The organism is Ideonella lacteola (genome assembly GCF_038066555.1).
Taxonomy (GTDB): Bacteria; Pseudomonadota; Gammaproteobacteria; order Burkholderiales; family Burkholderiaceae_C; genus Ideonella; species Ideonella lacteola.
Genome location: NZ_JBBUTG010000014.1, coordinates 98,284 through 123,665 on the forward strand (window position 1 = coordinate 98,284; position 25,382 = coordinate 123,665).

Here is a 25,382-nt window from a genome sequence, read left to right on the forward strand (position 1 = left end):
CAGCCTTGCGGTGGCGTGCCTAGAATCGCGGCCTCTTTTGTCACCTCGAACCTTCGGAGCTTTCCAAGTGCCCCGCACCGTCGCCCTCTGATTGCCGACGACTGCGTCCAGCAGCATCGTTTCGGCGCCGTCTGCGCCCTGTGATGGCTGCGGCCCTGGTTCCGATCGTTTCCCCGCCTGCCATGAGGCGCGGGATCCACGAGCCCCCCGCCCCCTTCCCTCGCGACTCTGCCGCCTCGCTTCAGCGCGAGGTGCGGTGACAAGACCGCGCTCGAACACGTTCGTCGGCCTGTTGACTTCAGCTACGCCGATCCGCGCCAACAACGCGGCGGCCGACGAACATGTATTTGCAATCTCTGCCGCTGATGCGGTATCCACGAACGTTGCACCTGGAAGGCAGCCGGCTGCAGGCCGGTGACCGCAGCGACGACCAGACGCCCTTGTCCGCCTTGAAGGGCCGGCACGTTGTCATCGAGGAAAAGCTCGATGGCGCCAACGCCGGCATATCGTTCAGCGAAGGCGGCGACCTGCTGCTGCAATCGCGCGGCCACTACCCGATGGGCGGCCACGGTGAGCGGCAATTCAACCTCTTCAAGGTGTGGGCCGCGGCGCACGAGGCTCGGCTGCTTGCGATTCTGCAGGACGACTTCGTCCTCTACGGCGAGTGGATGTACGCCAAGCACAGCGTCTGGTACGACCGCCTGCCCCACTATTTCTGCGAGTTCGACGTCTACGATCGACGCCGGCAGCGGTTCTTGTCGACGTCACGTCGACAGGCGTTGCTGGCCGGCTCGCCGGTGCTGTCGGTGCCGGTGCTGTACGCGGGCCCGATGCCGACCACGCCGAAGTTGCTGTGGAAGCTGGTCACACAGTCACTGGCCAAGTCGACGGGTTGGCGCGAGGCATTCGACATCGCGGTCGCTCGCGAGGGACTTTCGCGTGAGCTGACCTGGCGCCAGACCGACAAGGCGGACGAGTCCGAAGGGCTGTACCTGAAAGTCGAGGACGACGAGCAGGTGTTGGCGCGATACAAGCTCGTCCGGCACAGCTTCACCCAGACGATTCTCGACGCTGACTCGCACCATGCGCAGCGCCCCATCCTGCCCAACCAATTGGCAGCAGGCGTCGATCTGTATGCCGAACAGCCGACGCTCACCTGGGAGGCACTCGGCCTGAAGACGCGGCACTCGATCGACGAGTTGGCCCGCTGACGCCGCCGCCCGCCCCCCGATTCTTTGGAGAATTGATCATGAACTGGACCGATCTGCAGGCGCTGGTGCCTGCACCCGGCCAATCGCCGGACTTCAGCGCCTGCCTGCAAGCGTTCCCGGCGCTCGAGCTGGCGAAGACCACGCCGCAAGACCCCCGCCACCACGCTGAAGGCGATGTGTGGACGCACACCCAGATGGTCGTGGAAGCGCTGCTGGCCCTGCCGGACTATCAACACGCCGAGCCGGTAGATCAGCAGGTGTTGTTCCTCGCTGCGTTGCTGCACGACGTGGCCAAGCACGCCACCACGGTGGTGGATCCTTCCACGGGTGCCATCGGGCAGCCAGGGCATTCCCGGCGTGGCGCCATCGATGCACGCATCTCGTTGTGGGACGCCGGGATGCCGATGGCGATGCGCGAAGCGGTGTGCCGTTTGATCGCGGTGCACCAGGTGCCGTTTTTCGCGCTGGCCGATTCGCGCCGCCAGAAGAGCCCGGAGTTCATCGTGCGCGAGCTGTCGTGGCAGCTCAGCATTCCCCTCTTGGCCACGCTGGCCGAGGCGGACATGCGCGGGCGCATTTGCCAAGACCGACAGGCTGTGCTCGACCACATCGAGCTGTTTCGCGAATTGGCCCGCGAGGAAGGCTGCTACGGACAGCCGCGCCCGTTTGCGGATGCCCACACGCGTGTCAGCTACTTTCGCGGCGCGCAGTTGCACCCGGACTTTCCGCTGTTTCAAGAGCCCGGCTCCCGAGTGACTGTGATGTGTGGCCTGCCCGCCTCGGGGAAGAACACGTGGGTCGCGCAGCATCGGGGCGGGTGGCCGGTGGTGAGCTACGACGATGCCCGTGACGAGCTGGGCCTGCGGCATGGCCAGAACGAAGGCCGCGTGGCACATGCCGCGATCGACAAAGCCAAGGACTTGCTGCGGCGGCGCGAGCGATTTGTCTTCAATGCCACGCACCTGAGCCAGCAGATGAGGGACAAGACGCTGGATCTTCTGTTCGCCTATGGCGCGGAGGTGGAGTTGGTTTACATCGAAGCCCCACGCGAGGAATTGCTGCGCCGCAATCGGGGCCGCGACACCACGTTGAGCAATCGCGCCCTGCTCGGCATGCTGCACAAATGGGAGCTGCCGTTGCCCACCGAAGCACATGAGGTTCACTACATCGCGCACCGCTGATGAAACCCCATGCCCTGCCGGCGGCGGCCCGCTGCGCCACACTGGCGGGCAGTCAAATGGAGGGAATCGATGGCGGTCTATGTCGACAACATGCGCGCACCGTTCAGAGGGCGCCTGATGTGCCACATGGTCGCGGACACCGATGACGAACTGCACGAGATGGCCGACCGCCTGGGCTTGCCACGGCGGTCGCACCAAAAGCCCGGCACGCCCCACAGCCACTACGACATCACGGTCGAAGCGCGTGCTGTGGCGCTGCAACTGGGCGCCCTGGACATCGGCCGTCGCCAGTTGGTGATGCTGATTCGCCGCAAACGCGCGGCCATGCAGCACGTGAATCACTGCGCAGGTTGATGAACACGAGCCTGCTTCGCGCCATGGCCACGTCATCAGTGGCGGGCCGTGCGCCCACGCGCCATCTGCGGCGCGGTCCGTGAGCCCCACGCGCCGGTGGCGCAGCACCAAAGACAAAGGGCCACAGCATTCCTGCTGCAGCCCTTTCGAATAGGTGGCGGAGTGGACGGGGCTCGAACCCGCGACCCCCGGCGTGACAGGCCGGTATTCTGACCAACTGAACTACCACTCCGCAGTGGTGCTGAAGTTTGAATCCAACGATTCCGGGCTTCAACCACCCGTGCCATCCGCCACCGACCGCAGTCGAAGCATTTGGCGTCCCCTAGGGGATTCGAACCCCTGTTACAACCGTGAAAGGGTCGTGTCCTAGGCCTCTAGACGAAGGGGACCTGGTCCTTCCATCCCATCTACGACGCCACCCAACTTGGTGGAGGTAAGCGGGATCGAACCGCTGACCTCTTGCATGCCATGCAAGCGCTCTCCCAGCTGAGCTATACCCCCGTCTGGATTCCGACCGCCATCTGCCGATTGCGCAGCAGACCCGCTCGACGTCCACGGAAGCGTCGAAGACAAAGGGCTGCACCGTTACCAATGCAGCCCTTCGAGATAAGTGGCGGAGTGGACGGGGCTCGAACCCGCGACCCCCGGCGTGACAGGCCGGTATTCTAACCAACTGAACTACCACTCCGCAGTGGTGCTGAACTTCGAATCCGAAGATTCCGGGCTTCAACCACCCGTGCCATTGACCGCGGCTTGCGCCGAGGTATTTGGCGTCCCCTAGGGGATTCGAACCCCTGTTACAACCGTGAAAGGGTCGTGTCCTAGGCCTCTAGACGAAGGGGACATTGTCCTTTTCGTTCACCCCACGACGCCACCGTTTTGGTGGAGGTAAGCGGGATCGAACCGCTGACCTCTTGCATGCCATGCAAGCGCTCTCCCAGCTGAGCTATACCCCCGTTTTGGCTGCGATCTGCCGCTTTCGCTTCAGATCTTGCTTCAACTATTGCGGGTGCGCCGTTGAGCGAAGACCAAGAGTATATAGCGAAATTTAAAGAGTGCGCAAGCGATCGAGCACAACATGTCGATTGAAGAGAGAAAGCACGGCGTCAATCGACGGGGTCTGCGCCCTTCCACACACCAGCACGCGCAGCGGAATCGCCACTTGCGGCATCTTCAGCTTGTGCTCGGTGATGGTGTCCTTGATGGCCTGCTGGATCGCTGCCTTGTCCCAGGCGACCGTGGTCAGGCGCTCGCGCAGCGCGATGAGCGCAGGCTTCACCGCCTCGGTGACATGGCTGGCGAGATCGTCAGCGCTCGGCGCCACCGGCACGAAATACATCGACAGCCAGTCAGCCAGTTCGACGGTCGTCGCGCAGCGATCCTTGAACAGCGCACACATGCCCGCCAGGCTGCTGTCATCCACCGCCTCGATGCCGCGCGAGCGAAGCTGCGCCGCGACCTGCGTGGCCAGACGCCCATCATCAGCCTGCTTGATGTACTGGGCGTTGACCCACGACAGCTTGGCCGCATCCCACTGAGCGGGGCTCTTGTTCAAGTGGGTGCCATCGAACCAGCCCACGAGCTGCTCTCGTGAAAAGAGCTCGTCGTCGCCATGGCTCCAGCCGAGACGCGCGAGGTAGTTCAGCATCGCTTCGGGCAGATAGCCGCCCTCTTCGTAGTTCGACACCGCAACGGCACCGCGACGCTTGGAGAGCTTCAAGCCATCGTCACCCAGGATGACGGGCAAGTGCCCAAACTGCGGCAACGCGGCGCCCAGCGCGATGTAGATGTTGATCTGCCAAGGCGTGTTGTTGATGTGCTCGTCGCCGCGGAAGACATGCGTGATCTTCATGTCCCAGTCGTCCACGACCACAGCGAAGTTGTAGGTGGGCACACCATCGGCACGCTGAATGATGAGATCGTCGAACTCCTTGTTCGCGATCACGATCTCGCCTTTGACCAGGTCGTCCCAGCTCACCGTGCCTTCACGCGGGTTCTTGAAGCGGATCACCGGCTTCACCCCTTCGGGAACGGGGGGCAGCACCTTGCCGGGCTCGGGGCGCCAACGGCCGTCGTAGCCGGTCTTTTCACCGCGCGCCTTCTGCTGCTCGCGCATGGCGTCGAGCTCCTCGGGCGTGGTGTAGCAACGGTAGGCCGTGCCAGCGGCCAGCATGCCGTCGATGACCTCCTGGTATCGAGCCAGCCGCTGCATTTGGTAGATGGGGCCTTCGTCGTAGTCGAGGCCCAGCCAGTGCATGGATTGCAGGATCTGGTCGACAGAATCCTGCGTCGAGCGCGCCACATCGGTGTCTTCGATGCGAAGCACGAAATCGCCGCCGTGATGGCGGGCATAGGCCCACGAATACAGAGCGGTGCGGGCCGTGCCGAGGTGCAAGAAGCCGGTAGGCGACGGTGCGATGCGGGTGCGAACTTTGGAGGTCATTCTTCGAAAATCAAACGTGTCACTTCGCGATCGTCGACAGGCCGCGCTGCAAGTCGGCCTTGAGGTCGTCGATGTGGTCCAGGCCCACGGCGATGCGGATCAGGCCCTGGCCGATGCCAGCGGCCTGGCGTTGGGCTTCGGTGAGCCGGCCATGCGAGGTGGTGCCTGGATGGCTGATGGTGGTCTTGGTGTCCCCCAGGTTGGTGGTCAGTGAACAGACCTGGGTCGCATCCATCAACGCGAAGGCACGCTCGCGAAGCGCCTGGGGGCCCTCGCCCGTCACATCGAACGAGACCACCGCGGCACCGCGGCCTGATTGCTGGGCCATCGCCAGCGCATGTTGCGGATGCGATGCAAGCCCGGGGTAGTAGACGCGGTGGATGCCGGGCTGCTCCGCCAGCCACTGCGCCAAAGCGAGGGCGTTGTCGCTCTGCGCCTTCATGCGGATGGCCAGCGTTTCCATGCCCTTGAGCACCACCCAGGCGTTGAACGGCGAGAGGGTCATGCCGGCCGAGCGCAGCACCGGCATCAGCTTGCTCTGCAGCAGATCTTCCGGCCCGCAGACGGCACCGGCGATGACGCGGCCTTGACCATCGAGGTACTTGGTGCCGGAGTGGATGATGAAATCCGCGCCGAACTTCACCGGCTGCTGCAAGGCAGGCGAGCAGAAGCAGTTGTCGACCGCCAGCCAGGCACCCGCGCGATGGGCGATGTCAGCCAACGCGGCGATGTCGCAGATCTCGGTCAGTGGGTTGGTCGGCGACTCTGCAAACAGCAGTTTGGTGTGGGGCCGCAAGGCAGCGCGCCACTCATCGACATCGGTCTGCGACACGAAGCTGACTTCCAGCCCGAATCGGCCCATGATGTCCTGCAGCAGCTTGATCGTCGAGCCGAACACGCTTTGCGAGCAGATCACGTGGTCGCCCGCTTTCAGCAGCCCCATCACGAGCAGCAAGATGGCCGACATGCCACTGGCCGTGCCCATGCACCCGCTGGTGCCTTCGAGCGCAGCGAGGCGGCGCTCCATCATCGTCACCGTCGGGTTGGAGAACCGGCTGTAGGTGAACGACTCTTCCTCGTCGGCGAACCGCCGTGCCGCCGTGGCCGCATCCGGGTGCACGAAGCTGCTGGTGAGGAAGAGCGCCTCGGCGTTTTCGCCCCACTGCGATGGAGGCAACCCCTCGCGCAACGCCAAGGTCTCCAGTCGGGCGTCGGCCGGCAACTCCACCCGAGCAAGCCGCTTCTTCCCCTCGGACATCACGCGCCCCCTTGATTGCTTTGCAGCGCCAGGCGGCCGCGCTCTGGGCCGTCTTCGTCTTCCGGCTGGGACGCGCGTTGCGTCTTCATCGCTTCGAAGTCGGCGGCCGAGACGTCACCGGTGATGTAGTGGCCATCAAAGCACGAGGCTTCGAAACCCACCAGATCGCGGTTCAAGGCGGCCACCACACGCTTCATGGCATCGACATCCTGATAGATCAGCGCATCGGCGCCGATGAACTGACGGATCTCCTCGACGCTGCGGTTGTGCGCGATCAGCTCTTCCTTGGTGGGCATGTCGATGCCATACACGTTCGGGAAGCGCACCGGAGGCGCCGCCGAGGCCATGTAGACCTTGTTGGCACCGGCCTCGCGGGCCATCTGCACGATCTCTTTGCTGGTCGTTCCGCGCACGATGGAGTCATCGACCAGCAGCACATTGCGGCCCTTGAACTCCATGCCGATCGCATTGAGCTTCTGGCGCACGCTCTTCTTGCGCACGGCCTGGCCCGGCATGATGAAGGTGCGGCCCACGTAGCGGTTCTTGACGAAGCCCTCACGGTAGGGCTTTCCGATCTTTTGCGCCAACTGCATCGCGCTCGGCCGGCTGGACTCGGGGATCGGGATGACCACGTCGATCTGCGACGGCGGCATGGTCGAGATCACCCGCTGTGCCAGGGTCTCCCCCATGTTGAGCCGGGCCTGGTAGACCGAAATGCCGTCCATCACCGAGTCGGGGCGGGCCAGGTAGACGAACTCGAACATGCACGGGTTCAGGCTCGGCGACTCTGCACATTGCTGCGCATGCACGCGGCCATCCAGGTCGATGAAGATCGCCTCGCCGGGCGCGACGTCGCGCACGAACTTGTGGCCGGTGCCTTCGAGCGTGACCGATTCGCTGGCGACCATGACCTCGGCGCCTTCGGGCGTGTCGAGCGTGCCAAAGCACAGCGGGCGAATACCGAACGGATCGCGGAAGGCGAGCAAGCCGTACCCGGCGATCAGCGCTACCACCGCGTAGGAGCCCTTGATGCGCTTGTGAACCGCAGCCACCGCTTTGAACACCAGGTCAGGTGTCAGCGCGAGGTCGCGGCCCGCGCGCTCAAGCTCGTGCGCCAGCACGTTGATCAGCACCTCGGTGTCGCTTTCGGTGTTGATGTGGCGGCGGTCGATGTCGAACAACTCGGCCTTCAACGCATGGGCGTTGGTCAGGTTGCCGTTGTGCACCAGCACGATGCCGAAAGGCGCGTTCACATAGAACGGCTGAGCTTCTTCCTCGCTGTAGGCATTGCCCGCCGTCGGATAGCGAACCTGCCCCAGCCCCACCGTACCTGGCAGGGCCCGCATGTTGCGGGTGCGAAAGACATCCTTGACCATGCCTCGGGCCTTGTGCATGAAGCACTTGGTACCCAGCATGGTGACGATGCCCGCCGCATCCTGGCCCCGGTGCTGCAGGAGCAGCAAGGCGTCATAGATCAGCTGGTTGACCGGCTGCTTGGAAATCACGCCGACGATGCCGCACATGGATGATCCGTTCGTGTCTGAAGAAGAGGTATATCGGGAAGAAAGGGGCCGCGTTCAAGCGCTGCGGGTCGCCTTGTCGGGCGTGGGCCACATGGGCTTGAGCTCTTTGAGCAGCCCCGAAAGCCAGACGGCACCGACCGAGCTCTTCCACGCGCTCGAGTTCGAGGCAGGGGGGATGAGCGGCACCACCGAGGCCACGATCAGCAAGATGAGCACGCCGCGCGCAAAACCGAAACCGGCACCGAGCGCCCGGTCAAGCACGGTCAGGGGCGTGGCGGAGATCAACATGCGCACCAGCTTGGCCATCAGCGTCCAGGCGATCAGCACGGCGAAGAAGGTCAAGGCGTAGCCTGCGGCCAGGCGCAACGTACTGCCCGCCTCACCGATCGGCAGCCAAACCGCTGCGCTGGCACCGTACCACTTCGCCACGGCGAAGGCTGCCACCCAGCCCACCAACGACAGGATCTCGTAAATCAAGCCACGCCAGAGCCCGATCGTGACGGACAAAAGCAGCACGATGGCCAGCGCCCAGTCCACCCAGCTGAAGCCTGCCACCATCGCCGTCAGAGCTTGAGCACGGCCGCCTGCAGGCCGCCGGACTTGATCTTCGCGGCCGCTTTATCGGCCTCAGCCTTTGTCGCGTACGGCCCCACGCGCACGCGGATGCGGCGCCCGGTGTCGGATTCAATCACTTGCGTGTAGGTCTTCAGCCCCATGCCCTCGACCTTCATACGGGCCTCGCGTGCACTGGCCGCTTCGGCGAACGCGCCGATCTGCACGACGAAGCGACCTTCGTCATCCTTGGCATCGGCATTGCGCGCCGAGTCGGCCGGCTTCGGCGCCTCCACGGGCCGGGTGGCTGGCGGTTTGGGTTCCGGCTTCGGTTCCGGTTTGGGCGGATCGGCAGGCTTGGGTGCGGGGCGGGTTTCGGGCTTGGGCTCTGCCGGCTTCGGCGCGGCGGGCTTGGGCTGCGCCGATGCCGTGTCGGACGAGCTCGCCGTGGCCGGCACGCGCGGCGCCACATCGGCCACCGTGTTGGCGGGCGGCTGCTCGATGGGTGGCCGCGCCACCGGTTGCGAACGGCTTGAGCGCGACGCGGGAGCGACCAGCGGCGGCACGGCATCGCGCGACGGAATCTCGATCGGGATGTCGACCGCAATGGGCCGAGGCTGTGTCTCGAACAGCAGCGGGAAACCGATGATGCCAATCCCGAGGAGGACGGCAGCCCCAATCAAACGGCGGCGGGCCTTGGCGCGCGCTTCGCGCACGACTTCATTCGCATCGGCGGTGGACGACGCACCAGCGCGAGCGTCCTTGGAGCTGGATTTGAGTTTCGACAGCAGACCCATGCGTGGCGGCGAGTGGCGACCGGGGCGGTCGGATAGGCACCCGTCGGGCGCGAGGCTCAGGGCCGCGGCCGGCCGTTGACGCGGCCCACCGGGCTGGCTTCAGGCCTGATGGGGCGCGCTCAGCCGAGGCAAACCACGCTTCAGCACGCCGCCCACGGTATAGAACGAGCCGAAGACCACGATTCTATCAGTGGGGTTTGCCCCAGCCACGGCCGCGTCCAGCGCCTCGGAGGGTGATGCGTACAGGCCGTACGACGCGGCGTCCCCCTTCAGGGCTCGCAATTCGGCAGCCAGCTCATCGGCCCGCGCCGCGCGGGGCAACGGAAGATCGGTGAGGTGCCAGTGGTCGATCAATGGCGCGATGCGGGCGAGCACGCCGCCCAAGTCCTTGTCGCGCATGGCACCCAAGACGGCCACCGTGCGCGGAAAGAATCCCATTTGATCGAGGTTCAGCGCCAATGCCGACACGGCTTGCGGGTTGTGGGCCACGTCCAGCACCAAGGCAGGCTGACCCGGAACGATCTGGAAGCGCCCGGGAAGCTCGACGCTGGCCAAGCCGACCCGCACCGCCTGGGCGTTGATCGGAAGTCGGTCGCGCAGGGCTTCGAGCGCGGCGATGGCGCCAGAAGCGTTGAGCAACTGGTTGGCGCCCCGCAGCGCCGGGTAGGCCAAGGCGTGGTATCGCCGACCTCGCCCGCTCCACGACCATTGCTGCCGATCGCCCTGGTGGTTGAAATCACGGCCGTTCAGCCACAGGTCAGCACCCACTTCCCGGCCATGATCGATGACAGATTGGGGCGGCAACGGGTCAGAGACGATGCCAGGGCGCCCGGTGCGCAGGATGCCGGCCTTCTCACGCCCGATGCTTTCGCGATCCGGCCCCAGGAATTCGGTGTGATCGAGGTCGATGCTGGTGATCACCGAGCAATCGGCATCGATGGCATTGACCGCGTCGTACCGGCCACCGAGGCCGACCTCCAGGATCACCAGATCCAGCGACTCACGCGCGAGCCGGTGCATGATCGCCAAGGTGCTGAACTCGAAGGTGGTCAGCGCCGTGTCGCCCCTTGCACGGTCAACGACCGCGAAGTCTTCGCAAAGCGAGTCCGCACTCACGGGCGCGCCGTTGACCCGGCAGCGCTCTTCGAAGTGCACGAGGTGCGGCTTGATGTAGAGCCCGACTCGGTATCCCGCCGCACGGGCGATCGATTCGATCATCGAGCACGTTGACCCTTTGCCGTTGGTACCAGCCACGGTGATCACAGGCACGGTGAACCGCAACCCCATCGCATCGCGCACGGCCTGCACACGCTCCAGAGACAGGTCCATCGACTTGGGGTGCAGGCTCTCGCTGTGCGCGAGCCACTCGGCGAGCGTCTTCAACGTCGGAATCTCGGTGGGGGAACAACAGGCGAATGGAACCGGCACCCGGGCGGGGCCGCCGTTTCCTTCGATCATGACAGTGCGTGCAGACACCCAGCGGCCCGCACGCCGAATCAGCCCCCTCGACGAAGGGGCGAACGCCGGACTCAGAGGGCGAGAGTTCTTCGGCCGTGCCCGAAGGGCGAGTCAAAACGCCCTGGAACGATGCGCAAAGCGCAGCCGCGGCCTGGGCCATGGCGAACACTGGCAACGACGGGCGAGGGTGTTTTGGCTTGCAAAGCGGGCCTAAGCGGGCCTAAGCGGGCTTGGGTGAAAGGCTCTCGGCCTCAGGCCACCGCGTCGGCCGACTGGCGCTGCAGCATGGCCAACTGGCGGGCGATCGTCTGGCGCAGTTGGCGCCTGTCCACGATCATGTCGATGGCACCCTTTTGCATCAGGAACTCGGCGCGCTGGAAGCCTTCGGGCAGTTCTTCGCGCACGGTGTTCTTGATCACCCGCTGTCCGGCGAAGCCCACCAGGGCCTTGGGCTCGGCGATGACCACGTCGCCCACGAAGGCGAAGCTGGCCGAGACACCGCCCATCGTCGGGTCGGTCAACACGCTGATGTAGGGCAAGCGCGCCTTGGCCAGGCGAGTCAGTGCAGCGTTGGTCTTGGCCATCTGGAACAGGCTGAACAAGCCTTCCTGCATCCGCGCACCGCCGGTGGCGGTGAAGCAGATGAACGGCACCTTCTGCTCAATGGCCGCTTCCACGCCGCGAACAAAGCGCTCGCCGACCACCGAACCCATCGAGCCGCCCATGAAGTCGAACTCGAAGCAGGCGGCGACCGCCGGGACGCTCATCACCGCGCCGCCGATGACAACCAGCGCATCGGTTTCGCCCGTGGTTTCCAACGCGCCTTTCAAGCGCTCAGGGTACTTCTTGCTGTCCTTGAACTTCAGCGGGTCGACCGGCAGCACCTCATGGCCAATCTCAAAGCGCCCTTCGGCGTCGAGGAAGGCGTTCAGCCGGTCGCGCGCGCCAATGCGGTGGTGGTGGTCGCATTTGGGGCAGACATTCAGGTTCTGCTCCAGATCGGTCTTGTAGAGCACCGACTCGCAGGAAGGGCACTTGATCCACAACCCCTCGGGGACAGACCGGCGTTCGCTCGGATCGGTCTGCTGAATCTTCGGGGGCAGCAGTTTTTCCAACCAGCTCATGGATCAAGGCTCCTTCACAGTCTTAAGGGATTACCCCAGGCAACGGGTCACGCGGCTCACAGGGCATCCAGCGCGGTACGGATGTCGCCGATGAAGCGCCGCGCCGCCAACGGTGCATTGTCGCGCGTTTCGTTTTCCAGGATTTGTATCAGCCGGGAGCCGATCACGACGCCGTCCGACACCCGGGCCACCGCCTGGGCGGATGCCGCATCCCGAATACCGAAACCCACGCCCACCGGAACCTTCACATGGCGGCGGATCCGCGGCACGGCGTCCGCGACGGCTGCGGTGTCAAGGTGACCGGCGCCGGTCACGCCCTTGAGCGACACGTAGTAGACATAGCCGCTGGCGAGGGCCCCCACTTGCGCCATGCGCTCTTCCGTGCTGGTGGGCGCCAGCAGGAAGATCAGATCCAGGCCATGGGCCTTCAGGGTCTCGGCAAAGGCCACGCACTCTTCGGGCGGGTAGTCGACGATCAACACACCGTCCACCCCCGCCTCGGCGGCTTGCTTCACGAAGGCGTTGGCGCCGTGCTTCTGGTCGTAGCGCTCGACCGGGTTGGCATAGCCCATCAGCACGACGGGCGTATCGGCGCGCCGGGCGCGGAACGCCCGCACCATCTCCAGCACCTGGGCCATCCCGATGCCTTTGGCCAGTGCGCGTTCAGAGGCCTTCTGGATCACGGGGCCATCGGCCATCGGGTCGGAGAACGGGACGCCCAGCTCGATGACATCCGCGCCGCCCTCGGCGAGCGCCACCATGATGTCGACGGTGGCGTCCGCGTAGGGGTCGCCTGCCGTGACGTAGGGAATCAGCGCCTTGCGGCCCGCCTGGCGCAGGGCCTCGAACGTGGCAGGGATGCGGCTCATTGCGCGCCCCCCTTCACCATCTGGCCCTTGCAGGACGGGCGGCAGTAGAACTCGGCGCCCGAGAGATCCGCCACCGTGCCGATGTCCTTGTCACCCCGGCCAGACAGGTTGACCAGCAGATGCTGATCCGGCGACATCGTCGCTGCCAGCTTCATCGCATAGGCGACGGCATGGCTCGATTCGAGCGCCGGGATGATGCCTTCGGTGCGACACAGCCGGTGGAAGGCGGCCAGCGCCTCATCGTCGGTGATGCCGACGTACTCGGCTCGCCCGATGTCCTTCAGGTAGGCGTGCTCCGGGCCGACGCCGGGGTAGTCGAGCCCGGCAGAAATCGAGTGCGTCTCGATGATCTGGCCGTTGTCGTCTTGCAGCAAGTAGGTGCGGTTGCCGTGCAGCACACCCGGCGAGCCGGCGGACAGGCTGGCCGCATGCTTGCCGGTGCCCAGGCCCAGGCCGGCCGCCTCCACACCGATGAGGCGCACAGCCTCGTGCGGGATGTACGGGTAGAAGATGCCCATCGCGTTGCTGCCGCCCCCCACGCAGGCGATCACGGCGTCCGGCTGGCGACCTGCCATTTCAGGCATCTGCTGCAGGCACTCTTCGCCGATCACCGCCTGGAAGTCGCGGACCATCGCGGGATACGGCGCGGGCCCGGCGACCGTGCCGATGATGTAGAAGGTGTTTTCGACGTTGGTGACCCAATCGCGCAAGGCCTCGTTCAGGGCGTCCTTCAAGGTCTTGCTGCCCGACTCGACCGGCACGACCTTGGCGCCCAACAGATGCATGCGGTAGACGTTCGGGCTCTGCCGCTTGACGTCTTCGGAGCCCATGTACACGACGCACTCCAGCCCATAGCGCGCGCAGATGGTGGCGGTGGCGACGCCGTGCTGCCCCGCGCCCGTTTCTGCGATGACGCGCGGCTTGCCCATCCGGCGGGCCAGCAAGGCCTGCCCGATGGTGTTGTTCACCTTGTGGGCGCCTGTGTGGTTGAGGTCCTCGCGCTTCAGGTAGATCTGCGCGCCGCCGATCTCGCGCGACAGCCGCGCCGCGTGGTAGACGGGGCTCGGGCGGCCCACGAAGTGCTTGAGTTCGCGCTTGAATTCGGCGATGAACTCAGGATCGTTGCGGTAATGGGCGTAAGCCGCCTTCAGCTCGTCCAACGCATGGACTAGGGTTTCAGAGACAAAGCTGCCCCCATAGGGACCAAAGTGGCCCGACGCATCGGGCTGCTGGTAGCTGAGCATGTGGAAATCTCGCAGTTCAGGTGCCTCGGGCGGGCCGCGCCGCGACAGCGGGCTGTCAATCCAGCAAACGACTGTCGGCTTCGCGAACCGCCTCGCAGAACCGGCGCATCAGCGCGGCATCCTTGATGCCTTTGGCGCTCTCCACGCCGGAGCTCACGTCAACGGCCCAAGGCCGGACGCGAAGCACCCCATCGGTCACGCTTGCAGGATTCAACCCACCAGACAAAACGACCGGACAGGGCACGTTGGCGGGAATGAGAGACCAATCGAATGCCTTTCCACCGCCGCCATAGCCTTCGATGTGCGCGTCGAGCAACAAGCCGACAGCCTCGGGATGGCGGGCAGCGAAGTCTAGCAAATCGAACCCTGGCGCCATGCGAGCCGCCCGGAGGTAAGGCCGTGCAGCCGCCAGGCATTGCTCCGTCGTCTCGTCACCATGGAACTGCAGCAGCGCATGCGGCACGGCCTGCACGCCGGCCGCCACCTCGTCGGGGGCGGCATTGACGAACAGCAGCACGGGCGTCACAAACGGCGGAAGGCGCCTGGCCAATTCACCGGCCCGCGCCGGATCGACGTGGCGAGGGCTTTTCGGGTAGAGCACGAATCCGATGGCGTCGGCGCCCGCTGCCACGGCGGCGTCGACATCGGCTTCACGTGTGAGGCCGCAGATCTTGATACGTGTCCGGTGTTTCATCGTGACCAGTCCAGCGAAAGGGGGATGTCGGAAGAAGCGTGGCTGCCCGCCAGCAGCGCCTCAAACGGGGCGCCCCCGGCCCTGGGGCGCACCTCCAGGCCGCCGAGGCGCACCTGACTGCAAGCTCAGCAGACACCGACGAGCACTGAACTAGGGAAGCCAGTCCATGGCGGCCGTCTTATCGGGCAGCCCAAAGTCGGCATCGTAGACCGGCCCGACGAAATACAGCCCCTCCGGTGCAAAGGTGGGGGCGGCGGCGTCACGGCTGCGTGCTGCGAGGACCTCGGACATCCAGGTGGCCGGACGGCTGCCCTGCCCGATCGCCACCAGGCACCCCATGATGTTGCGCACCATGTGGTGCAGGAATGCACTGGCTTCGAAATCGAATCGCCAATAAGCGCCGTGGCGTTGGATGCTCACGCGACGCATCTGCTTGACGGGTGACAGGGCTTGGCACTCGGACGATCGGAATGAGCTGAAGTCGTGCTCGCCAATCAGCGTGGCGGCGCCGGTGCGCATCGCGTCCCCATCCAACGGCCGGAAGACCCAGCCGCAACCACCGATCTCGATGGCGGGCCGCACCGCAGACTCCAGCAGCAGATACCGGTAGCGTCGACCACGCGCGCTGTTGCGCGCGTGGAAATGGGGCGGAACCGGCCGGCACCACTGAACCGCGATGTCCTTGGGCAGATAGCGGTTCGTCCCGCGAATCCATGAAAACTCGGGGCGATCGAGCGGCGTGTCGAAGTGGACGACCTGGTTCAGCCCATGCACGCCGGTGTCGGTGCGCCCAGCGCACATCGTGCTCACGGGCATCGCGGCAAACTCGCCCAGCGCAGCTTCCAGCTTGTCTTGCACCGTGCGGCCACTGGGTTGGCTCTGCCAGCCGTGATAGTGATCGCCGCGGTAGGCCAGGCCCATGGCCAGCCGGCGCTGCAGCGCGGGCCCAAATGAAGAGGGGCCCCCTTCGGGCCCCTCAAGCAAGGCGGACAAAGCCGCCGGCGGGTTGTCGCTCACTCCAGCTCTTCGAGCATCGCCTGCGCACGCGCCTGCAAGGCACCTTGGCCCTTGCTCACCACTTCCTCGAGCAGATCGCGGGCGCCTTCCATGTCGCCGATCCGGCGGAACTCATCCGCCAGTTCGAGCTTGCGGGCCAGCGGGTCCGATTCGTCGATGTCCTCGGTCTGCAGGTTGCCGCGAACAGTGCTCTCGGGCTCCTTGCCGTCCCCCAGATCGAGCGACAGCTCGCCGAAGTCGAACGACGAGGGCGCTGTCGGCTGGACGCTGTCGCCGTCGGTCTCGACCTCGGGCAGGTCGATCATCGGCAGATCGAGGATGCTGTCTTCGGGCTCGAGGGGAGCCTTCGGGGCGGGTGCCGGAGCTGCCTTGGGCGGCATGGCGCGGATGTCGCGCAGATCGCCGGTGCCGCTGTCCAGACCGCCCGAGGCGGTTTCCAGCGGACGGGTGGCTTCCACGCCGGCCAACGACGACGGCGCGCCCAGGTCGATGTCCAGGTTGCCAGGGGCCGTGTCGAGCAGCACCTCACCAAACGGCTGGGTCTTCTCGACGGGCGACTCCGGCTGCTTCGGCTGGCCGAAGTCTTCGCGCAGGTCGGGCGGCGGTTCGGTGGAGGTGTCGATGTCGACCTGCACCACCGCACCAGCGCCGCCATACAACGGGTTGGCAGGGTCGATGCCTCGGCCGAGTTCGGCGGCCTTGTCCCACTCTTCGCCAACGCCACCCGTCTGCTCCAGCAGCTGGCGCGCCTGCGCATCGAACGCCTTGGTATCGGCGCGCTTCGCATAGACCTCCAGCAGCTTGCTGCGGATGGCCACGCGGCCCGGATCGCTGCGCAGAGCCTCCTTCAGGATTTCTTCGGCTTGGAGATCGCGGCCGTAAGCCAAGTACACATCGGCCTCGGCCACCGGGTCCACATCGCCAATCGCATCCAGCTGGCTCAGCGAGTAGCTCAGCGACGAGCTGCTGTTGGCGCCATCGCGGGTGTCCACACGCTGGCCACCGCTCACGCCGAAGAAGGAATCAGGCTGCAGCTTGCTCTCGATGAACGAGGTTTCTGCGGCTCCATCTTGCTGACGACGGCGCAGGCGCATCACGCCAAGGCCCGCCAGCAGGGCCACCAAGCCGGCGGCACCGGGCAGGACCCACGGATTGCTGGTGAGCGATTCGAAGAAGCTCGGCTCGGGTGCCGGGGGCGGCGGCGCCACGCGCTTGCGCGGTGCCGGGGCCGAGGCGCGAACCGGCGGCGCCACCGACGCCGCTGCGTCGGGCGCCGAAGCAGACGACTCGATGGCAGGCGCCGAAGCGGCAACGGTGGGCACCGAAGCCGGCGTCGGCGCTACCACAGGCGCCGGCACCGGGGCTGGCGGAGGCGGAGGCGGAGGCGGCGCGACCACCGGCGGCGGCGCGGGCGTCGGGGCGGGTGGTGGAGGCGCCACGGTCTTCGCCGGAGCAGGCGCTGGCGGCGGCGGGGCCACCGGCACCGTCACACCGGGCTTGGTGGCGGCCGGGGCCGGGGCAGCCGCAGGTGCGGTGGCCGCGGGCTTCGACGCCGCTTTGATGTCCGAGGCAACCTTGTTCAGGTCTTGAACGTTGCGTGACAACTCGGCCACGCGTGTCTCGGCCGCCTTGCGCTCGGTCTCCTTCGACACCTTGGCCTCGGTACCCGCCTTGGCAGAACCCTGCGACAGGGTCAGCCGATCGGGCGGAGCGGCCGAGGTGTCGGTCTTGCGGTCTTTGACCGCCGCCTGCACCTGGCCGGTTGCCTGACGCTCGGGCTCACTGCCCTTGATGGTCGGAGCAGCACCCGCCAAACGCTGGCGGAAAGTGGCGAAATCGGCGCTGTGGGCCTGGATCACCTTCTTGGCCTCGTCCGGCGTCACGGCCTGCGCGCCCGCCGAGTCGGGGACGTTCAACACCACGCCCGACTTGAGTCGGTTCATGTTGTTGTCGACGAAGGCTTGCGGGTTGCCGCGATACAGCGACACCAGCATCTGGTCGAGCGAAACGCCGCTGCGCGGGTGAGCCGAGGCGATCGACGACAACGTGTCGCCAGCGCGGACCCTGTAGCTGTCGCCACCTTCAGAGGTGGCAGACGGCGGGGGCGATGGCGGCGGCGGAGCCATCGGCTTCGGCGCAGGCGCCGGCCGCGTGGGGCGCTGCTGGGCCGAGGGCGACGGCGCGATCGGCGTCGTCTGGACCGGCGCCGGCGACATCGTGGCCGAGGTGGTGGGCGTGGCCGGGGCAGGCGCCGTGGCCCTCACCGGGGGGTCGATCAGCAGCGTGTAAGCGCGCTGAAGACGGCCGCTGGCCCAGTTGAAATCGATGATGACATCGACGAACGGTTCGGAGACGGCGCGGTCGCCAGTCACCTTGATGTAGGCCCTTCCGTCCGGACGCCGCGCCAGTTGCAACTGGGCCCCCGTGAGCACCGGGTTGAAATCGACCCCCGCGGCGCGGAACGCCTCTGGCGAGGCCAGCGTCGTCCGCAACGAGGCAGCCTCGTCCGGCGTCATGCTGGTGATGTCGATCTCGGCGCGTAGCGCTTCCCCGAGAGCAGACTGAACGGTCAAGCGGCCGAGCGACAACGCCGACGCGCCTCCGGTGTGCAACAGCAGCAGCGCCGCGGTAGCCACAGAGGTCAGCGAAGCGCCTTTGGCCAAGGATGAAGAGTTCTTCAAAGCGTCTCCCGAAACGCCGTCATGCAAACGCGATCGGCGAGCCTGCGCACAGGCCCGCCGTCAACGACCGTTCTCTCCAAAGCAGATTCCGGCGTCAACCGGCCCGAAAACGAGAAAACACCATAGCATCAAGCATATAGGCTTACAAGCTCATCCAAAACCTAACATCCGGAAGTTTTCGCGTTTTCACCGAGCCGACCGTTTTCTGGCTGTTGCCCAAGGGCAACGATGGCCAAAGGGGGAACCCTTAAGAATCGGCCCGGAAACCCTCGAAATCAAGCGTCCAGAAGGATTCGGAGCATCCGGCGCAGCGGTTCTGCCGCACCCCACAACAATTGGTCACCAATTGTGAATGCGCCGACATATTCGGGGCCCATCGCCAATTTGCGAACGCGTCCGACGGGAATCGTCAACGTGCCCGTGACCGCCACCGGCGTCAGTTGGTGGATGGTGGATTGGCGGTCGTTAGGCACCACCTTCACCCATTCGTTGTCGGCGGCCATCATGGCCTCAAGGTCCGCCACCGGCACATCCTTCTTCAGCTTGAAGGTCAGAGCCTGGCTGTGGCAACGCATGGCGCCAATACGCACGCAGAAGCCGTCGACCGGAATCGCGGGCGTTCCGAAACCATCCCCCTGCCCGAGGATCTTGTTGGTTTCGGCCATGCCCTTCCACTCTTCCTTCGACTGGCCGTTGCCCAGATCGCGGTCGATCCACGGAATCAGCGAGCCGCCCAGCGGCACCCCGAAGTTGGCCGTTTCCTCGGCGGACATCGAGCGCTGACGGGCCACGATCTTGCGATCGATCTCCAGGATGGCGCTCTTGGGATCGTCGAGCAGCGCCTTCACTTCCGCATTCAGCGTTCCGTACTGGGTGAGCAGTTCGCGCATGTGCTGCGCACCGCCGCCCGAGGCCGCCTGGTAGGTCTGGGTACTCATCCACTCGACCAGACCGGCCTTGTAGAGGGCCCCGACGCCCATCAGCATGCAGCTGACGGTGCAGTTGCCGCCGATCCAGTTCTTGCCGCCCTTGGCGAGCGCGTTCTTGATCACCGGCATGTTCACCGGGTCGAGCACGATGACCGCGTCGTCGGCCATGCGCAGCGAAGAGGCGGCGTCGATCCAGTGGCCGTTCCAGCCCGCCGCACGCAGCTTCGGGAACACTTCGCTGGTGTAGTCGCCGCCCTGCGCCGTGATCACGATGTCGCAGCGCTTGAGCGCCTCGATGTCGAACGCGTCCTGCAGCGTGGTCTCGTTCTTCGCCATCGAGGGGGCGGCACCGCCCTTGTTCGAGGTGGAGAAAAACAGGGGTTCGATGAGGTCGAAGTCGCCTTCTGCCTGCATGCGGTCCATCAGCACGGAGCCGACCATGCCGCGCCAGCCGACGAGACCTACGAGTGCCTGAGCCATTTCAATTCGCCTTTGCCTGTGGAGTGAAGTTTGGGTTCCAGATTCCCCCGGCTCGGTTCGCCGGGGTCTGGGTCACAGGGGCGAAACGAACCGGAGCTTGCTAGCTCTTGGTAATGGTTTTGCCAGTGATGGCGGCCACGACCGCATCGCCCATCTCGCGCGTGCCCACCTTCTGGGTGCCCTCGCTCCAGATGTCGGGCGTACGGTAGCCCGAGGCCAGCACGGCGCGAACGGCCGACTCGATACGGTCGGCCGCTTCCGGCTGTTGGAGTGAGAAACGGAGCATCATGGCGGCAGACAAGATTGTAGCCAGAGGGTTGGCCACCCCCTTGCCGGCGATGTCCGGCGCGCTGCCGTGGCTGGGTTCGTACAGGCCTTGGTTGTTCGCATTCAGCGAAGCCGAGGGCAGCATGCCGATCGATCCGGTGAGCATCGCGGCCTCGTCGGAGAGGATGTCGCCGAACATGTTGCCGGTGACCACCACGTCGAACTTCTTCGGCGCCTTCACCAGTTGCATCGCGGCGTTGTCCACATACATGTGATCCAGCGCCACATCGGGGTATTGAGCCGACACCTCGGTGACCACGTCCTTCCAAAGCTGGAAGGTTTCGAGCACGTTGGCCTTGTCGACGCTCGTCACCCGCTTGTTTCGCTTGCGGGCCGCCTGAAAGGCCACATGGGCGATGCGCTCGATCTCGGGCTTCGAGTAGCGCATCGTGTCGAAAGCCTCCAAGGCGCCCGGAAAATGGCCGTCGACCGCTGTGCGCCGGCCACGCGGCTGGCCGAAGTAGATGTCACCCGTCAGTTCGCGGATGATGAGGATGTCGAGCCCGGCCACCAACTCAGGCTTCAGGCTCGAAGCGTGGGTGAGCTGCTCGTAGCAGATCGCGGGACGGAAATTCGCGAACAGCCCCAGATGCTTGCGCAGGCCGAGGATGGCCTGCTCCGGGCGCAGCGAACGCTCCAGCGTGTCGTACTTCCAGTCGCCCACCGCGCCGAAGAGCACTGCATCGGCCGCCTGAGCGAGTTTCAGCGTGGCGTCCGGCAAGGGGTGGCCATGAGCTTCATAGGCCGCGCCACCGACCTTGGCCTCCTCCATCTCGAAACGCAAGTCCAGCACCTGCAGGACACGAACGGCCTCGGCGACGATTTCGGTCCCGATGCCGTCACCGGGCAGGATGGCGATTTTCATGAGCAGGTCACTCCTTTGATTTCAAATGGGGGGCGTCACCCCAGCCAACTCAGGCCGGGCAAGCCTTGCAAGGCAGACAGCGATCGTTCGTAGCGCTCTTTGAATTCGCTGCGTTCAGCATCGGTCCACGGGTCGAAATGCGCCAGGCCGTGGCCGGAAACAACCCGCTCGACACTGGCATGCACGCGCGTGGCTTCTTCGGCGCCCACACGTCGGTGGATGTCGTCGAGCAGCTCGACGGCCAATTGCGACAGCGACTGGCGATCACGCCGGTCGTCCAACGGCGGCATCGCAGCGCGTTTGAGCCCGAACAGGGCTGCGGTGATCGACGGCCGCAGGTCGTTCAGAGATTCATAACGCCAGCACACCAGCCGCGCGGCCGGAAACACCTGCTGGATCTCCTGCACGACGTGCTCCCAGCCACGCCGCTCCAGGTCCATGGGCCCGTAGACCTGCCGAAACGGGCGGTACGGGCCATGGCGAAGCATCTCGCAATAGGCCGATCGCAGGAATGCGCCGTACTCGCGCACGGCGATCCAGATGCGAACCTCGTGCCCATCCAGCATCTCGGCCAGCCGCTGAAGCCGCCCTGACACGTTGGCATACAGCGCACGTTGGGCAAACAGGCGCGCCGACGAACCGATGATGTTCTCGTCGGACAGTACCAGCGCCGGCGCGCGCGAGCACCAGTCCTGCAGCCAGTGGGTGGCGGCCTGGCGTCGGCGCTCGGCTTCATCGCCGCCCGCGCTCTTCACCGACGGGGGGTTGCACACGGGTGTGAGGTGCATGCGCACCTCGGTCAACGACGGCGCCACCGCGGTGGCGCCAGCCACCTGGCCGCAGGTGAGCCAGTAGCGTTGCAAGTGGGTCGTCGCCGTCTTGTGGACGCCCAGGTGCAGATCAATTCGCATCAGTTTCAGAGGCGGCGTCGTGAGGATCGGCCAGCCAATGGGCGAGGCGGTACTCGCAGGCCTTGAACACCAAGTAGGCGGCCATGGAGAGATAGCCGGTGATCAGCAGCTCCGCCAGTTGGCGGGCACCGCCGTCCATCAGGGCCATCCAGCCATGGTCCACCACCAGCACGGTGTTGGCACGCAGCAGGAAGAACAGGTTCAGTGAGCCGGCGCCGAACGCGAAGAAGCTGAGCCCCAACACCACGAAGCTCAGCCAGACGCGACGGAGCACCACGCGCTGGAACCAGCGCGGCACCTTGGGCGCTGGATGGGCACTCAAGTCAAAGAACCCGCTGGTTCAGCCAAGGCATGCGGGCCAGCCGCTCGGCCTCGAATGCGCGGATCTTGTCGGCATGCCGCAGTGTCAGGCCGATGTCGTCGAAGCCATTGACGAGGCAGTACTTGCGAAACGCCTGCACTTCGAATGGCAGCTCGGCGCCATCAGGCTTCACCACCACCTGGCGCGGCAGGTCCACGGTGAGTTGGTAGCCCGGGAAAGCCGCCACCTCATCAAACAGCCGCGCCACCTGCGATTCGGGCAGCACGATCGGCAGCACGCCGTTCTTGAAGCAGTTGTTGAAGAAGATGTCGGCAAAGCTGGGCGCGATCAGCGCGCGAAAGCCGTACTGCTCCAGCGCCCACGGCGCGTGCTCGCGGCTGGAACCGCAGCCAAAGTTGTCCCGCGCCAGCAGCACCGATGCACCGGCGTAGCGTGGCTGGTTCAGCACGAAGTCCGGGTTCGGCTGGCGCGTGGCCGGGTCTTGCCCTGGCTCGCCATGGTCGAGGTAACGCCATTCGTCAAACAGGTTCGGGCCGAAGCCCGTGCGCTTGATCGACTTCAGGAACTGCTTGGGAATGATCGCGTCGGTGTCGACGTTGGCGCGATCCATGGGGGCCACCAGGCCCTTGTGCAGGGTAAAGGCTTGCATCGGTTGTCCTTGTTTCGTCGGGGCGGTGTCGCGTCGCGATAGGGTTCTAGGCCACGCGGCGCACGTCGACGAAGTGGCCGACCATCGCAGCCGCAGCGGCCATCGCCGGGCTGACGAGGTGCGTGCGGCCGCCGGCGCCCTGGCGCCCTTCAAAGTTGCGGTTGCTGGTCGATGCGCAGCGTTCACCCGGCTCCAGGCGGTCTGCGTTCATGGCCAGGCACATGCTGCAGCCGGGCTCGCGCCATTCGAAGCCAGCCGCCTTGAAGACCTTATCCAGCCCTTCGGCCTCGGCCTGCGCCTTGACCAGCCCCGAGCCCGGCACCACCAGGGCCAGCTTGACGTTGCCGGCGATGCGCCCACCCACGCGCTGAACCACCGCGGCCGCTTCACGCATGTCTTCGATGCGGCTGTTGGTGCACGAGCCGATGAACACCTTGTCGATGCGGATGTCGCTGATCGGCTTGTTTGGTTCGAGCGCCATGTACTGTAGGGCACGCTCGATGGCACCGCGCTTGACGCTGTCCTTCTCCTTGTCCGGATCCGGCACGCGGTCTTCGATCGACAGCACCATCTCGGGCGAGGTGCCCCAGGTGACCTGCGGGCGAAGTTGCGTCGCATCGATCTCGACGACCTTGTCGAAATGGGCTCCCTCGTCGGTGTGCAGGCCACGCCAATACGCGATGGCATGCTCCAGCTCCACCCCCTTCGGCGAGAAGGGGCGGCCCTTGACGTATTCGATCGTGGTGTCGTCCACGCCCACCAAACCGGCACGCGCTCCCGCCTCGATCGCCATGTTGCATACGGTCATCCGACCTTCCATCGTCAAGGCCCGGATGGTGGAGCCGCCGAATTCGATGGTGTAGCCGGTGCCACCCGCCGTGCCGATCTTGCCGATGATGGCGAGCACCACGTCCTTCGCGCTGCAACCGGCTGGCAGTCGGCCCTCGACCTTCACCAGCATGTTCTTGGCCTTCTTGGCCAGAAGCGTCTGCGTGGCGAGCACGTGCTCGACCTCGCTGGTGCCAATGCCGTGTGCCAACGCGCCAAAGGCCCCGTGGGTGCTGGTGTGGCTGTCACCACAGACCACCGTCATGCCGGGCAACGTGGCGCCCTGCTCCGGCCCGATGACATGAACGATGCCCTGGCGCTTGTCGTTCATCTTGAACTGGGTGATGCCGTGCCGGTCGCAGTTGGCATCCAGCGTGTCGACCTGCAGGCGCGAGACCGGATCGGCGATACCGCTGGACCGGTCGGTGGTCGGCACATTGTGGTCGCTGACCGCGAGATTCGCCGACAGGCGCCAGACCTTGCGCTGGGCCATCTCCAGGCCTTCGAACGCCTGCGGGCTGGTCACTTCGTGCACGAGGTGACGGTCGATGTAGAGCACGGCGGTGCCGTCCTCTTCGGTGTGGACGACATGGTCGTCCCACAGCTTGTCGTACAGGGTGCGTGCGGTCATGGCGGGTCTTCTAGGCAATGGCCGCAGCATCAAGCGGCCCGGATGAACGATTGTCAGGGATTCGCGCCCGTCAAGGGAGCGGTCGACTCGCTGGCCGCGGCCAGGCCGGCGAGCAGATCGATGAAGCGTTGCACCACCGCGGGCAGCACCTCCTGCGCCTGCGCGGCCAGCAAGTAGCGGCGCCGGGCCCACGGCTCGTCCAGAGGCCGCACCTGGATGGCAAACAGCTTGGCGAAGCGCTCGGCCACCACGGCCGGCAGCACCGCCACCCCGAGGCCCTCACCCACCAATTGGGCGATGGCATCGAAGCCTCTCACCTGCAGCCGGGCATTGAGGGTTCGGCCCCGCTCCAGTGCCCGCTGCAGCATCAGCTCGTGCACCGAGGCGCCGATATGCAAGCCGACCATGTCGCAGTCCAGCAGCGCATCGAAACGCAAGCCGCCGCGGGCCCGCGCCAGGGCATGCCCTTGGGGCAGCACCACCGCCAGCTCGCCGGCCCGGTAAGGCCAGGTCGCCAGCCGCTGGTCGACCAGTGGGGGCGCAAACACCCCCACATCGGCACGCCCTTCGGCCACGGCAGATTGCACGTTGGCGCTGGTCATGTCTTCAAGGCTGATCCGGATCTGCGGGTGTTCGCGCGAAAACGTCGCCAGATCGGCAGGCAGCGCCTCGGCGATGGCCGCGGCATTCGCCGCGATCCGCAAATGGCCCTTGATGCCCCGGCTGAACTCGACCACCTCGCTTTCCAGGGCATGCAGCGACGCATTCAGGCTGCGGATGTGCCGCACCAGCGCGCGCCCCGCCTCGGTCGGCTCGACACCCCGGGCGCGCCGCTCGAACAGCTGCACGCCCAGGCGGGTCTCGAGGTCTTTCAGCCGCTTGCTCGCCGCCGCCAGGGCCAGGTGCTCTCGATCGGCGGCCCGCGTGATGCTGCGGGTCTCGGCGATCGCGAGCACGAGGTTCAGGGTGACAAGATCGAAGCGCATGACAACGGACAGGAATCGGGTGCGACAGCCGCCTTCACCCGCACCGCG

General features: G+C 65.7%; 22 protein-coding genes and 6 tRNA genes. 3 read left to right on the forward strand and 25 right to left on the reverse strand.

From position 1 onward, the window contains the following. The first annotated feature begins 341 nt into the window (after positions 1-341). From AACH06_RS20155 to AACH06_RS20165, 3 genes are all read left to right on the forward strand, one after another. Entirely contained in the window at positions 342-1,211 is an 870-nt protein-coding gene (locus AACH06_RS20155; RefSeq protein WP_341427562.1) for an RNA ligase family protein, read from the forward strand. Positions 1,212-1,249: 38 nt separating this feature from the next. Then, entirely contained in the window at positions 1,250-2,392 is a 1,143-nt protein-coding gene (locus AACH06_RS20160) for an AAA family ATPase (protein WP_341427563.1), read from the forward strand. A 69-nt stretch (positions 2,393-2,461) separates the two neighbouring features. Continuing rightward, positions 2,462-2,746 (forward strand): DUF4031 domain-containing protein, encoded by a 285-nt coding sequence (locus AACH06_RS20165; RefSeq protein ID WP_341427564.1) that lies wholly within the window; start codon positions 2,462-2,464, stop codon positions 2,744-2,746. Positions 2,747-2,901: 155 nt separating this feature from the next. Here AACH06_RS20165 and AACH06_RS20170 read toward each other — a convergent pair. The 25 genes from AACH06_RS20170 to AACH06_RS20290 all read right to left on the reverse strand — a co-directional run bounded on the left by AACH06_RS20170 (position 2,902) and on the right by AACH06_RS20290 (position 25,334). Then, positions 2,902-2,978 (reverse strand) — tRNA-Asp (locus AACH06_RS20170). 81 nt (positions 2,979-3,059) lie between these two features. Then, positions 3,060-3,135 (reverse strand) — tRNA-Glu (locus AACH06_RS20175). Positions 3,136-3,171: 36 nt separating this feature from the next. Beyond that, positions 3,172-3,247: transfer RNA gene (locus AACH06_RS20180), tRNA-Ala, on the reverse strand. A gap of 110 nt (positions 3,248-3,357) precedes the next feature. Beyond that, positions 3,358-3,434, reverse strand: a tRNA-Asp gene (locus AACH06_RS20185). A gap of 80 nt (positions 3,435-3,514) precedes the next feature. Next, positions 3,515-3,590 (reverse strand) — tRNA-Glu (locus AACH06_RS20190). Positions 3,591-3,626: 36 nt separating this feature from the next. Continuing rightward, a tRNA-Ala gene (locus tag AACH06_RS20195) sits at positions 3,627-3,702 on the reverse strand. Between the two features lie 92 nt (positions 3,703-3,794). Then, positions 3,795-5,189 (reverse strand): glutamate--tRNA ligase, encoded by a 1,395-nt coding sequence (gene gltX / locus AACH06_RS20200; RefSeq protein ID WP_341427565.1) that lies wholly within the window; start codon positions 5,187-5,189, stop codon positions 3,795-3,797. A 19-nt stretch (positions 5,190-5,208) separates the two neighbouring features. Continuing rightward, positions 5,209-6,447, reverse strand: a complete 1,239-nt coding sequence (locus AACH06_RS20205; protein ID WP_341427566.1) for an O-succinylhomoserine sulfhydrylase — start codon at positions 6,445-6,447, stop codon at positions 5,209-5,211. Beyond that, complete coding sequence (gene purF, locus AACH06_RS20210) at positions 6,447-7,970, reverse strand: amidophosphoribosyltransferase (RefSeq protein ID WP_341427567.1); 1,524 nt, start codon at positions 7,968-7,970, stop codon at positions 6,447-6,449. The genes AACH06_RS20205 and purF overlap by 1 nt, the downstream gene beginning before the upstream one ends. 54 nt (positions 7,971-8,024) lie before the next feature. Then, complete coding sequence (locus AACH06_RS20215) at positions 8,025-8,528, reverse strand: CvpA family protein (RefSeq protein ID WP_341427568.1); 504 nt, start codon at positions 8,526-8,528, stop codon at positions 8,025-8,027. 5 nt (positions 8,529-8,533) lie between these two features. Next, positions 8,534-9,238: an SPOR domain-containing protein gene (locus AACH06_RS20220; RefSeq protein WP_341427569.1), complete on the reverse strand. Its 705-nt coding sequence runs from the start codon at positions 9,236-9,238 to the stop codon at positions 8,534-8,536. A 180-nt stretch (positions 9,239-9,418) separates the two neighbouring features. Further along, the gene (gene folC, locus AACH06_RS20225; RefSeq protein ID WP_423222064.1) at positions 9,419-10,648 is read right to left on the reverse strand and encodes a bifunctional tetrahydrofolate synthase/dihydrofolate synthase; all 1,230 of its coding nucleotides are present in this window, start codon (positions 10,646-10,648) and stop codon (positions 9,419-9,421) included. 380 nt (positions 10,649-11,028) lie between these two features. After that, the gene (gene accD / locus AACH06_RS20230) at positions 11,029-11,901 is read right to left on the reverse strand and encodes an acetyl-CoA carboxylase, carboxyltransferase subunit beta (protein ID WP_341427570.1); all 873 of its coding nucleotides are present in this window, start codon (positions 11,899-11,901) and stop codon (positions 11,029-11,031) included. Between the two features lie 56 nt (positions 11,902-11,957). After that, positions 11,958-12,770: a tryptophan synthase subunit alpha gene (trpA, locus tag AACH06_RS20235; RefSeq protein ID WP_341427571.1), complete on the reverse strand. Its 813-nt coding sequence runs from the start codon at positions 12,768-12,770 to the stop codon at positions 11,958-11,960. Next, complete coding sequence (trpB, locus tag AACH06_RS20240) at positions 12,767-14,014, reverse strand: tryptophan synthase subunit beta (RefSeq protein WP_341427572.1); 1,248 nt, start codon at positions 14,012-14,014, stop codon at positions 12,767-12,769. The genes trpA and trpB overlap by 4 nt, the downstream gene beginning before the upstream one ends. Before the next feature lie 55 nt (positions 14,015-14,069). Further along, complete coding sequence (locus AACH06_RS20245; protein WP_341427573.1) at positions 14,070-14,708, reverse strand: phosphoribosylanthranilate isomerase; 639 nt, start codon at positions 14,706-14,708, stop codon at positions 14,070-14,072. Positions 14,709-14,858: 150 nt separating this feature from the next. Further along, positions 14,859-15,629: a tRNA pseudouridine(38-40) synthase TruA gene (truA, locus tag AACH06_RS20250; RefSeq protein WP_341427631.1), complete on the reverse strand. Its 771-nt coding sequence runs from the start codon at positions 15,627-15,629 to the stop codon at positions 14,859-14,861. A gap of 92 nt (positions 15,630-15,721) precedes the next feature. Further along, positions 15,722-18,406, reverse strand: a complete 2,685-nt coding sequence (locus AACH06_RS20255) for a motility hub landmark protein FimV (RefSeq protein WP_341427574.1) — start codon at positions 18,404-18,406, stop codon at positions 15,722-15,724. A gap of 275 nt (positions 18,407-18,681) precedes the next feature. Beyond that, on the reverse strand, positions 18,682-19,815 hold the full coding sequence (gene asd / locus AACH06_RS20260) for an aspartate-semialdehyde dehydrogenase (protein WP_341427575.1): 1,134 nt from the start codon (positions 19,813-19,815) through the stop codon (positions 18,682-18,684). A 100-nt stretch (positions 19,816-19,915) separates the two neighbouring features. Beyond that, a complete protein-coding gene (gene leuB, locus AACH06_RS20265) occupies positions 19,916-21,007 on the reverse strand; it encodes a 3-isopropylmalate dehydrogenase (protein WP_341427576.1) in 1,092 nt (363 codons plus the stop codon). A gap of 35 nt (positions 21,008-21,042) precedes the next feature. Next, the gene (locus tag AACH06_RS20270; RefSeq protein WP_341427577.1) at positions 21,043-21,918 is read right to left on the reverse strand and encodes a hypothetical protein; all 876 of its coding nucleotides are present in this window, start codon (positions 21,916-21,918) and stop codon (positions 21,043-21,045) included. Beyond that, a complete protein-coding gene (locus AACH06_RS20275) occupies positions 21,908-22,240 on the reverse strand; it encodes a hypothetical protein (RefSeq protein WP_341427578.1) in 333 nt (110 codons plus the stop codon). The genes AACH06_RS20270 and AACH06_RS20275 overlap by 11 nt, the downstream gene beginning before the upstream one ends. A 1-nt stretch (position 22,241) precedes the next feature. After that, positions 22,242-22,889: a 3-isopropylmalate dehydratase small subunit gene (gene leuD, locus AACH06_RS20280; RefSeq protein WP_341427579.1), complete on the reverse strand. Its 648-nt coding sequence runs from the start codon at positions 22,887-22,889 to the stop codon at positions 22,242-22,244. 46 nt (positions 22,890-22,935) lie between these two features. Continuing rightward, a complete protein-coding gene (gene leuC / locus AACH06_RS20285) occupies positions 22,936-24,348 on the reverse strand; it encodes a 3-isopropylmalate dehydratase large subunit (protein ID WP_341427580.1) in 1,413 nt (470 codons plus the stop codon). Between the two features lie 53 nt (positions 24,349-24,401). Then, on the reverse strand, positions 24,402-25,334 hold the full coding sequence (locus tag AACH06_RS20290; protein WP_341427581.1) for a LysR family transcriptional regulator: 933 nt from the start codon (positions 25,332-25,334) through the stop codon (positions 24,402-24,404). Positions 25,335-25,382 lie beyond the last annotated feature (48 nt).